General features: G+C 70.3%; 6 protein-coding genes. 5 read left to right on the forward strand and 1 reads right to left on the reverse strand.

What is annotated here, in order from left to right; genetic code table 11:
- Position 1 precedes the first annotated feature (1 nt).
- From ABTV10_RS19360 to ABTV10_RS19380, 5 genes are all read left to right on the forward strand, one after another.
- The gene (locus tag ABTV10_RS19360) at positions 2 to 697 is read left to right on the forward strand and encodes a GntR family transcriptional regulator (protein WP_499029473.1); all 696 of its coding nucleotides are present in this window, start codon (positions 2 to 4) and stop codon (positions 695 to 697) included.
- A 195-nt stretch (positions 698 to 892) separates the two neighbouring features.
- Positions 893 to 1,873 (forward strand): ATP-binding cassette domain-containing protein, encoded by a 981-nt coding sequence (locus ABTV10_RS19365; protein WP_499029475.1) that lies wholly within the window; start codon positions 893 to 895, stop codon positions 1,871 to 1,873.
- Positions 1,870 to 2,733 (forward strand): ABC transporter permease, encoded by an 864-nt coding sequence (locus ABTV10_RS19370; RefSeq protein WP_499029476.1) that lies wholly within the window; start codon positions 1,870 to 1,872, stop codon positions 2,731 to 2,733. The genes ABTV10_RS19365 and ABTV10_RS19370 overlap by 4 nt, the downstream gene beginning before the upstream one ends.
- Positions 2,730 to 3,596, forward strand: coding sequence for an ABC transporter permease (locus tag ABTV10_RS19375; RefSeq protein ID WP_499029478.1), 867 nt, complete (start codon positions 2,730 to 2,732; stop codon positions 3,594 to 3,596). The genes ABTV10_RS19370 and ABTV10_RS19375 overlap by 4 nt, the downstream gene beginning before the upstream one ends.
- Positions 3,597 to 3,778: 182 nt before the next feature.
- Positions 3,779 to 4,678, forward strand: a complete 900-nt coding sequence (locus tag ABTV10_RS19380; protein ID WP_499029480.1) for an esterase/lipase family protein — start codon at positions 3,779 to 3,781, stop codon at positions 4,676 to 4,678.
- Positions 4,679 to 4,758: 80 nt separating this feature from the next.
- Here the strand turns inward: ABTV10_RS19380 and ABTV10_RS19385 are convergent, their stop codons facing one another.
- Positions 4,759 to 10,626 carry an amino acid adenylation domain-containing protein gene (locus ABTV10_RS19385; protein WP_499029482.1) on the reverse strand — a complete coding sequence of 1,956 codons (5,868 nt, stop codon included), beginning with the start codon at positions 10,624 to 10,626 and terminating at the stop codon, positions 4,759 to 4,761.
- Positions 10,627 to 10,650: the final 24 nt, after the last annotated feature.

Below are 10,650 nucleotides of genomic sequence, written 5' to 3' on the forward strand. Positions count from 1 at the left end.
GATGGCCCTGTCCGCCGCCTCTCGTTCCGCATCGACCCGCACGCTGCGCCGTCGTCCCCAGCTGTCCGACGATGTCGCGGTGCACGTGCGGAACCTGATCATGTCGGGCGGCGTGCGGCCCGGCGAGTTCATCCGCCTGGACGAGACGGCGGCGGATCTCGGTGTCAGTGTCACGCCGGTCCGGGAGGCGCTGCTGACGCTGCGCGGCGAGGGACTCGTCGAACTGGTCCCCCACCGCGGGTACGTCGTGGCACCGCTGAGCCGGGACGACGTCCACGACATCTTCTGGTTGCAGGGACAGATCGCCGAGGAATTGGCGGTCCGGGCAGTCGAACGCGTCGACGACGAGACCGCCGCGGAACTGACCGACCTCAACGAGCGACTGCGGCATGCCGTCGATGTCGGGGACGCGGCCCGCATCGAGGAGTTCGAGTTCGGCTTCCATCGGTACCTCAACCACCTGGTGGGCGCGCGCAAGCTCTCCTGGTTCCTGCTCGGTGCCACCCGCTACACGCCCGTGCACTTCTATTCGTCGGATCGGGAGTGGGGCGACGACGCGGTGGCGAGTCACACACGCCTGCTCTCCGCGCTCCTGGCACGGGACCACGCGGCGGTCGCCGCCGAGACGAGAGCCCACTTCGACGACGGCGCAAAGCGCCTGGTGCGGCACCTGGAGTCGGCGGGGATCTGGGACTGACAACGCGGCGGAACGCACGCGATCGCGAGCTCCTCGCACGACCTGGGCGGCCCGACGCCGGTGGCTGAAAGGACCGGCGCGGCGCCTCCGCCGGGTAACATTTCCCCGAAGCGGAGGGAATACACGTCGACGGATGGACGAGTGGACCCTGAGAGGCGGTCACCCATCCAACCCAGGTGAACTAGCGGAGTGTCGATGCCCATATTCCAGGACGCAGCTGTGCTGGTCGACGACGTCCACAAATCCTTCGGCGACGTGAAGGCCTTGCAGGGCGTCAGTTTCGAAGCCAAGCGCGGCTCGGTCCTGGGGATCCTCGGGCCCAACGGCGCCGGCAAGACGACGACGGTGAAGGTGCTGTCGACGCTCCTGCGGCCCGACAGCGGACGCGCGATGGTCGCCGGGCACGACGTCGTCACCCAAGCCGCCGATGTGCGGCGTTCGATCATGATGACCGGCCAGTACGCGGCGCTCGACGAGACGCTCTCAGGCCGCGAGAACATCGAGCTGTTCGGCCGGCTGATGGGTCTCGACCGCGCATCCGCCAAGCAGCGGGCGCAGGCGCTGCTCACGGAGTTCGATCTTCTCGACGCCGGTAAGCGTGCCGTCCGCAACTATTCCGGAGGTATGCGGCGACGGATCGACATCGCGTGCGGACTGGTCGTCCGCCCCGAGGTCGTGTTCCTGGACGAGCCGACCACCGGCCTCGACCCGCGCAGCCGTCAGGGCGTGTGGTCCCTGGTCACGTCGCTGAAGGAGCAGGGCATCACCGTGCTGCTGACCACGCAGTACCTCGAGGAGGCCGACCTGCTCAGCGACAACATCATCGTCATCGACCGCGGCACCGTGATCGCGGAGGGCACCGCGGACCAGTTGAAGGCGCGTACCGGCGGCAGCTACTGCGAGGTGGTGCCTCTCGATCCGCAGAAGCTGCCGTGGGCCGTCCACGCGCTGGGCAACCTGGTCCCCCCGGAGGTGCGGGCCGAGGTCGCCGAGGCGGGTGAGGGCATCGACCGGGTCTCGCTCCCGGCACCCGACGGCGCGGCGACGCTGTCGGAGGCGCTGCGCCGACTCGACGCCGCGGGCATCGAACTGGCGGACATCGCGCTGCGCCGTCCGTCGCTGGACGACGTCTTCCTGTCGCTGACGGGTCATTCCGCGCCGGAGACCCAGCGATGAGCACGCACGCGAACAGCGCCGCCCAGGGCCTATCGGTCTCCGCGGCCGCGGAGCGAGCTGCGGTGGCGGTGCCGACGAGACGGATCGGCTCGCACCGGCGCCCTGATCCCAACGGCTTCCAGCAGTGGCTCGCGCTGACCGGGCGCTCGCTCAAGTCGATGGTGAAGACCGGCGAGCTCGCGGTCGCAGTCATCGCGCCGCTGATCTTCACCATCGGCTTCTATCTCCCGCTGCGGTTCGTGATGAAGCTGCAGGGCATCGACTACGCCCAGTTCCTGATGCCGATCATCGTGCTGCAGGCGATGGCGTTCACCGCGATCTCGGCGTCCCAGTTGGCGTCGGTCGAAGCCCTGCACGGCTTGACCACGCGGCTGAAGACGATGCCGGTGGCCGGTCCGGTGCCACTGATATCGCGCATGACCAGCAGCCTGGTGCGGTCCACGATCACGCTGACGGCGGCGCTCGTCTACGGCTATGCCATCGGGTTCCGGTTCAGTGCCGGGGCGGCGCAGGCCGCGCTGTTCTGCCTGTTGGCGCTCACGATCAGCCTCACGTTGTCGCTCGGCGCCGACGCGATCGGCACGCTCGCGAAATCACCCGAGGCGACGGCGCAGGCACTCGCACTGCCCCAGCTGATCCTGGGCATGCTGTCGAGCGGCTTCGTTCCCGAATCCGGGTTTCCCGAGTGGATCCGTCCATTCGTGCGTAACCAGCCGATCTCCCAGTTCTCCTTCGCCATGCGCGACATGGCCGAGGGCGGGGTGACCGCGTCGGTCCTGTTCCCCGCTGTCGCGTGGTGCGTCGGGCTGATGGTGGTCTTCGCTCCCCTGGCCTGGTGGGCAAGCGTGAGGCGTAAATGAGCAACCCCTCGAAGTTCACGACCATGACGCCGACACAGTCCGCCGACGGCATGTTCGCGTTTCCGCTGCCGACCGAGACATGGCCCGAGTCCTCCGCCAAGGCGTTGTGGACCCACAGCCTCATCCAGTGCAAGCGCCTGCTGATGCGCTGGTCCCGCGATCCGTCCACGATGATCCAGGCGCTGCTGTACCCGGCCCTGACGCTGGTGATGTTCCGGATCGTCATCGGTAACACCGTCACCGCGGCGACGGGCCAGCCCGCCGTCTACGGCCAGGTTCCGATGATCATCCTCGTCGGCGCGATGTTCGGCTCGATCGTCAGTGCCGTCGGATTGCGGGCCGAACGGAAGACTGGTCTGCTCTCCCGGTTCTGGACGCTGCCGGTCCATCGCGCGGCGGGCCTCGTCGGCCGCATGATGGCGGAGGCGGTGCGTGTCTTCCTGACGACCCTCGTGATCCTGGCGGTCGGCTTCGTCCTCGGTTTCCGCCTGACGCAGGGGATCCTGCCGAGCATTCTGCTGCTGGTGCTGCCGATCGTGTTCGGCATGGGCTTCGCGATGATGGTGACGGCGTTGGCCACCGTCGCCGGGGACGCGCCTCTGGTCGAACTCGTCTCGATCAGCTGCACGCTCCTGATGTTCTTCAATTCCGGCTTCGTGCCGGTCATGGCGTACCCGACATGGCTGCAACCGGTCGTCGCGGCGCAGCCGATGTCGTGCGCAATCGACGCGATGCGGGCGCTCGCGCTGGGCGGACCGACGCTGGTGCCGGTGCTGCAGACCCTCGCCTGGTCGATCGGGATGATCGCGGCCTTCCTCTACCCCGCCATCCGTGGGTACCGGCGCGCCGCCGAGACCGGCTGAGCAGGGTTCGTTCGGCGTAGACGACCGCCGCGCGCGACGCGGCGGGCCTCGTCGATGCCCGAATCGATCTGTCACTCCGAATCATCCTGATTTTCACCTGCTCTTTGGGGTAGGTCTGCCCTTTTCGTCTGATATCAATCTCAGCGAATCTCCCCTTTCCTCCCTTTTCAGGAGCACCCCGAATGGTCCTTCGACGCCGTCGGCTGGCGAGTCTGCTCGCAACTGCAGCCGCGGTCCTGTTCTGCGCGGTCGGCCTCCAGCCGGCGACCGCGGCCGCCGATCCCGCCGGCGCCCCCGCGGGCGCCAACGACTGGTCCTGCCGCCCGTCCCCGCAGCACCCGCGGCCGGTGGTCCTCGTCCACGGCACCGGCATGAGCATGCAGGAGACCTGGGGCGCGATCTCCCCGAGCCTGAGCAGCGAGGGGTACTGCGTGTTCGCCTTGAACTACGGCATCGCAGCGCAGTCGTGGGGCACCGGCGACATCCGCAACTCCGCCCGTGAGCTGGCGGGATTCGTCGAGACGGTGCGCGCCCGCACCGGCGCCGCGCAGGTCGACATCGTCGGCCACTCCCAGGGCGGCACGATGGCACGCCAGTACCTGCGGTTCGAGGGCGGGGCCGACGCGGCCGATCCGGCACGCAACAAGGTGCACCGCCTGGTGATGCTGGGGCCCACCACGCACGGCACCACGTTCAACGGGCAGCAACGTCTCATCGACGCGTTCACGTCGCTGCGGATCACCGACGAACGCACGAACGAAGTGCTCGCCGGGATGAGCATCGGACTCGCCTCCTATCAGCAGCTGATCGGGTCCCGGTTCCTGGCCGACCTCAACGCCGGCCGCGAGACGATGCCGGGGATCATCTACACGGTCATCGCGTCACGGACCGATGCGGTCGTGACCCCGCCCGAGGGGTCGTTCCTCGTTCCGGCCCCCGGGTCGTCGGTACGCAACGAGTGGGTCCAGGACAGCTGCCCCGGCGCGACGATCTCGCACGTGGGGCTCACCGTGGATCCGAGTGCGACCTTCCTGGTGCGGCGCGCGCTCGACCCGAGCACCCCCGGCGCCGTCCCCTGCTGATCGAGCAGTGGAAACGCTGTGGCCGGTCCTCCCCCTGGAGAGGACCGGCCACAGTGGTCGTTCGTTCGTTCGCTCGGGCGTCAGTTCGCGCGATTCAGGTAGCGATCGAGTTCGGGTCCGATCACCTCGAGTGCCTGCGGCGAGGTCATCTGCCGGTGTCCGGCCGCGACCGGGACCACCTCGATCGAGCCGCGGACGGACGCCCGCCAGCCGTCCACGCCGTCGGCTTCGCCCATGCCGGCGCCGAAGTAGAGCAGATCGCCGTCGAAGTCGCCCGGCCGGTAACGCTCGAGCAGCGCGTACGAATGCGCGATGCCCTCGAGAATGCGTTCCCAGCCCCGGCCCGTGATCCGGTCGAACGGCGCCGGCAGCCCGCGCAGGATGGTGTCGACGCGCTCGGGATCCAGCTGTCGGAGCGCGACATCCCCGCCGGCGAGTTCGGCCGCGAACTCACCGAGCAGGTCGGCGAGCGACGGGTCCTCGTACTCGACGAGGCCCACCTCCGGATCGAGCACGTGGCTGTCGAGCATCGCGAGGGTCCGCACCGTTTCCCCCATGCCGCGCAGCTGTACCGCCATGGCGTGCGCAATCGACCCACCGAGGGACCAACCGGCGAGGTGGTAAGGGCCGCTCGGCTGGATCCGGCGGATCCGATCGACGTACAGGGCGGCCCAGTCCTCGATGGTGGTCGGCAGCTCGGCGTCCTCGCTCAGGGCGGGCGACTGGATGCCGTAGATCGGACGGTCCTCGCTCACGTGCCCGGCCAGACCGGCGAAGCCCCACGACAGCCCGGTGACCGGGTGGATGCAGAACAGGGGGTCCGCGGTTCCCGAGGTCCGCACCGGCAGCACCACGCCGAGGCCGGCGTCCTCGTACGTGCCTGCGGTGGACGGCGCACCGGATCCGATCCGCGCGGCGATGCTCTCGACCGTGGGGTCGACGAACATCCACTGCAGCGGCACCGGGACACCGAGCGCGTCGCGCAGCGCGGACACGACGGTCACCGCGACGAGCGAATTGCCGCCGAGGTCGAAGAAGTCGTCGTCCAGCCCGACCTTGTCGACCCCGAGCGCGTCGGCGAAGGCTCCGGCCACCGCAATCTCGAGCGGCGTCACCGGGGCACGGAACTGTCGCGGTTCGACCGCGGGCGCCGGTAGCGCCTTGCGGTCGATCTTGCCGTTGACGTTCAGTGGGAGGGCGTCGAGTTCGACGAACACCGACGGCACCATGTACGACGGCAGGCTCGCCGCGAGGTCCGCGGCGAGTTCGGCGGTGTCGAGGGGCTCGGTGTCGGCGGACACGACGTACGCCACCAGCCGGTCGCCGGACCTGTCGTCGCTCCGCACGGTGACGGCCGCCTCGGCGAGGTCGGCACGGGACCGCAGTGCGGCCTCGATCTCGCCGAGCTCGATCCGGAAACCGCGCAGCTTCACCTGGAAGTCGGCGCGCCCGATGTAGCCGAGGGTGCCGTCGGCGCGCCATGCGACGACGTCGCCGGTGCGGTACATCCGGGTACCGGCCGGCCCGTACGGATCCGCGACGAAGCGGTCCGCGGTGAGGGCCGGGCGACCGTGGTATCCCCGGGCCAGCTGCGCGCCGGCCAGGTACAGCTCGCCGGGCACACCGACGGGCACCGGACGCAGCCGGTCGTCGAGGACGAGCAGGCGGGTGTTCCATTCGGGGCCGCCGATGGGGACCGCCGCGGTGTCGATTCCACCGACGCGCTGCGCGGTCACCGACACCGCGGCCTCGGTGGGGCCGTAGAGGTTGACCAGTTCGGCGGTGCCCGCGGCGGCGAACCGCGCCGCGGTGTCGGCCGGCAGGACCTCGCCGATCGCCAGGACCCGGCGCAGCGACTCGGGCAGCCGGTCCCCCGACTCGACCAGCAGCGCCTGGAGCATCGACGGCACCACGTGCAGGGTGGTCACCTGCTCGCGGCGCATCAGCGCGTTGAGGTAGCCGGGATCCCGGTGCCCGTCCGCGGCGGCGACGACGAGTCGTCCGCCGGACGTCAGCGCGGACCAGAACTCCCACACCGACAGGTCGAACGTCGCGGCCGTCTTGAGGAGGGCCGCGTCGGACGCGTCCAGGCCGTACTCGGCGCGCTTCCACTCGAGCTGGTTGACGACTGCCGCGTGGCTGACGGCGACGCCCTTCGGCCGCCCCGTCGAACCGGACGTGAAGATGACGTAGGCGGTGTTGTCGGCGCGCAGCGGCGCGGTGCGCTCGTGGCCCGCGACGGGTGCGGCGTCGAACCGGCTGCCGTCGAAGGTGTCCAGGTGCAGCACGGGGGTGTGTTCGTCGGCCTCGAAACCGTCGCGCGCCGTGGTCAGTACGCAGAGCGGCTGCGCCGTCTCGAGGATGTAGCCGGTGCGGTCGGCGGGATGATCCGGATCGATCGGGACGTAGGCGCCGCCGGCCTTCGCCACCGCGTACATGCCGACCAGCAACTCGACGGAGCGGCGCATCGCGAGCGCGACCCGGGTCTCGGGTCCGACGCCCATCCCGATCAGACAGCGGGCGAGGCGGTTGACCCGGGCGTCGAACTCGGAGTACGTCAGGCGCTCGGTCTCGGCCACCAGTGCCGGCGCATGTGGTGCCGCCGCGACGCTCGCGTCGAACAGGTCGACGAGTGTCACGGCCGCGTCCAGCGGGCGGTCCGTCGCATTCCAATCGACCAGTGCGCGTTCGCGTTCGGCCGGGTCGATCATGTCGAGGTCACCGACGGGGGTGGACGGTTCCTCGACCACGGCCCGCAGGATCCGCACGTACATCTGCGCGATCCGCCGCACGGTCGCCTCGGTGAACAGGTCGGTGGCGTACGTGAAGTTGACCGCGAAGTCCGCGGGGTTCCCCTCGTCGTCCATGTTGTCGGCGATCGTCGCGTGCAGGTCGAACTTTGCGAGGTCGAGGTCGATGTCGAGCGGCGCGACCTCGAGCCCGGGCAGCGCGAGCGCGCCGATCCGCATGTTCTGGAAGGAGAATCCGACCTGGAAGAGCGGGTGCCGCGACGTCGAGCGCACCGGGTTGAGGACCTCGACGAGACGCTCGAACGGCACATCGTCGTTGGCGAAGGCGTCGAGGTCGGCGGCCCGCACCCGCGCGAGGAGGTCGGTGAACGGCTCGGCCGGATCGATCCGGGCCCGCAGGGCGAGGGTGTTGACGAACATGCCGACGAGGTCGTCGAGGGCGGCGTCGCCGCGGCCCGCGATGGGGGTGCCGACGACGATGTCGTCCGACCGGGACAGTCGGGCCAGCAGGACCGCGAGTGCCGCGTGCATGACCATGAACGGGCTCGCGCCCTGGGCGTGGCCGAGTTCGACCAGCGCCCGGTGCGTCGCCGCGTCCACCTCGGCCCCGACGGTCGCGCCCGCGTACGACTGGTGCGCCGGTCGCGGATGGTCCGTGGGCAGATCGAGCTGGTCCGGGATCCCGGCCAAACGCTCCCGCCAGAAGGCGATCTGGCGCGACAGCAGCGATTGCGGGTCGGTCTCGGCACCGAGCACGTTGCGCTGCCACAGTGCGTAGTCGGCGTACTGCACGGGCAGCGGCGCCCACTGCGGTGCCGCCCCTGCGGCGCGCGCCGTGTACGCCGTGATGACGTCGCGGACCAGCGGACCCATCGACACACCGTCGGCCGCGATGTGGTGGACGGACAGCGCGAGCACATGTTCGGTGGGCGACACCGCGAACAGGCGCACCCGCAGCGGCACCTCGTCGGAGACGTCGAACCGGCTCGTCGCGACCTCTCCGACGCGGGCGGCGACGTCGGCGGCGGGAACGGTGACCGGTTCGAGGTCGACGCCCGGCAGGGGCTCCCCGACCGGAAGGATCACCTGCTGCCCGACACCGGCCTGGTCGGGGTAGACGGTGCGGAGCGATTCGTGCCGTGCGATCAGGTCGAGCACGGCGGCTCGCAGTGCGGCCACGTCGAGTTGTCCGGACAACCGGACCGCGAGCGGGATGTTGTTCACGGCGGATTCGGGCTCGAGGCGGTTGAGGAACCACATCCGCTGCTGCGCCAGCGACAACGGGATCCGTTCGGGCCGTGCGCCCGCGACGAGGGCCGGCCGGGCGGCGCCGTCGGAGGCGTCGGCGACCTGCGCTGCAAGGGCCTCGACGGTGGACGCCTCGAACACCGCGCGGACGGGGATCTGGGCGCCGACGGCCGCGGACAGGCGCGAGACGACCTGTGTGGCGATCAGCGAGTTGCCGCCGAGTTCGAAGAAGTCGTCGTCCAGCCCCACCCGCGCGGCGTCGAGGACGTCCGCGAACACCGACGCGACCAGTTCCTCGGTGGCGGTGTTTGGGGCCCGGAACGCCTTGGCCTCGAACACCGGCGCCGGCAGCGCCTGCCGGTCGAGCTTGCCGACGGGGGTCAGCGGGATCTCGTCGAGCACCATCACCGTCGCGGGCACCATGTGCCGCGGCAGGGAGCGGCCGACGAACTCGGTCAGCGCGGCGGTGTCGACGCGGCGACCGGCGACGGCGTGCACGTAGGAGACCAGAACCTTACTCCCCGTGGCGGATTCGTGCGCCACGGTGGCAGCGAAGTCGACATCGTCGTGATCGGCGAACGCGGCGTCGATCTCGCCGAGTTCGATGCGGAAGCCGCGGATCTTGACTTGGAAGTCGGAGCGTCCCACGTATTCCAACACGGACTCGAGCCCGCTGCCCTTCCACCGCACCACGTCACCGGTGCGGTACATGCGCTGTCCGGGTTCTCCGAACGGGCAGGCGACGAACCGCTCGGCGGTGAGGGCGAACCGGTCGTGGTAGCCGCGGGCGACACCCGGCCCCCACACGTACAGTTCGCCGGCCACGCCGACTGGGGCGGGGCGCAGGCGGTCGTCGAGCACCGCCAGCGACATGCCCTGCGTGCCGGCCCCGATCGTGACGGGCTCGCCGGGAACCAGCGGATCCGAGATCGCCGTCATGATCGTCGTCTCGGTAGGTCCGTAGCCGTTGAAGAAGCGGCGGCCCGGTGCGGCCCAGCGCGTCACGAGGTCGGGCGGGCACGCCTCGCCGCCGACGACCACGTCGCCGAAGGTGTCGAGCCCGATCGGATCGACGGACGCGAGCGCGGCGGGAGTCACGAATCCGTGGGTGACGCGTTGCGCCGCAATGAGTTCGGCGAGATCGTCACCGCCGTAGACGGTGGGCGGTGCGATCACCATCGTCGATCCGGCGCCGACCGCGAGGAGCAGTTCGAGCACGGAGGCGTCGAAGCTCGGCGACGCGAAGTGCAGGGTGCGGGACTGCGGGGTGAGCTGGTATCGCCGGACCTGCTCGGCGCAGAAGTCACCCAGGCCGGCCTGCGTGACCACGACGCCCTTGGGCTTGCCGGTCGAACCGGAGGTGTAGATCACGTACGCCGGGTCGGCGTCCGTCAGCGTGCGGGTGCGGTCGGCGAATGTGATCGGGTCCGCGGAGCGCCCGGCCAGGACGCGGTCGAAGTCGGCGCCGAGGACGAGCCATTCGACGGTGTCCGGGAGCGAGTCCCGCGCGTCGGCGGTCGTCAGGCCCACGACGACACCGGAATCGGTCACCATGTGGGCGACCCGGTCGGCGGGGTAGTTCGGGTCGACGGGCACGAACGCGGCGCCCGACTTCGCGACACCCCACACCGAGGACACCGACTCGATCGAGCGGGGCACGGCGACGGCGACGAGATCGCCCGGCCCGACGCCGCGTTCGATCAGGATGCGGGCGAGTCGCGAGGACCACGCGTCGAGGTCTTCGTACGAGCGGGAACGGTCGCCGCAGACGAGGGCGGTGGCCGACGGGTCGCGCTCGACGGCGGCCGCCAGCAGCTGTGGCAGTGTCGTCGAGCGGGAGCGGCTCCGGCGCGCCGGTCGTTCCCTGCGTTCGGGCCGCGGACGCCTCGCCCGCTTGCCCTCGCTACTGCCCGTGTCCTCTGCGCTCAGCTCCCGACTCCGCTCGCTCATGCGTTCCGAACACCCCACGTACCG

This window comes from Paraburkholderia sp. RHO2 (genome assembly GCF_050955445.1).
GTDB lineage: Bacteria > Actinomycetota > Actinomycetes > Mycobacteriales > Mycobacteriaceae > Prescottella > Prescottella agglutinans_A.

Bases quoted from the DNA above. Each gene is read 5' to 3' on its own strand.
- ABTV10_RS19370 (WP_499029476.1), top strand. From the start codon at position 1,870: ATGAGCACGCACGCGAACAGCGCCGCCCAGGGCCTATCGGTCTCCGCG.
- ABTV10_RS19385 (WP_499029482.1), bottom strand. From the start codon at position 10,626: ATGAGCGAGCGGAGTCGGGAGCTGAGCGCAGAGGACACGGGCAGTAGC.
- ABTV10_RS19360 (WP_499029473.1), top strand. From the start codon at position 2: ATGGCCCTGTCCGCCGCCTCTCGTTCCGCATCGACCCGCACGCTGCGC.
- ABTV10_RS19375 (WP_499029478.1), top strand. From the start codon at position 2,730: ATGAGCAACCCCTCGAAGTTCACGACCATGACGCCGACACAGTCCGCC.
- ABTV10_RS19365 (WP_499029475.1), top strand. From the start codon at position 893: ATGCCCATATTCCAGGACGCAGCTGTGCTGGTCGACGACGTCCACAAA.
- ABTV10_RS19380 (WP_499029480.1), top strand. From the start codon at position 3,779: ATGGTCCTTCGACGCCGTCGGCTGGCGAGTCTGCTCGCAACTGCAGCC.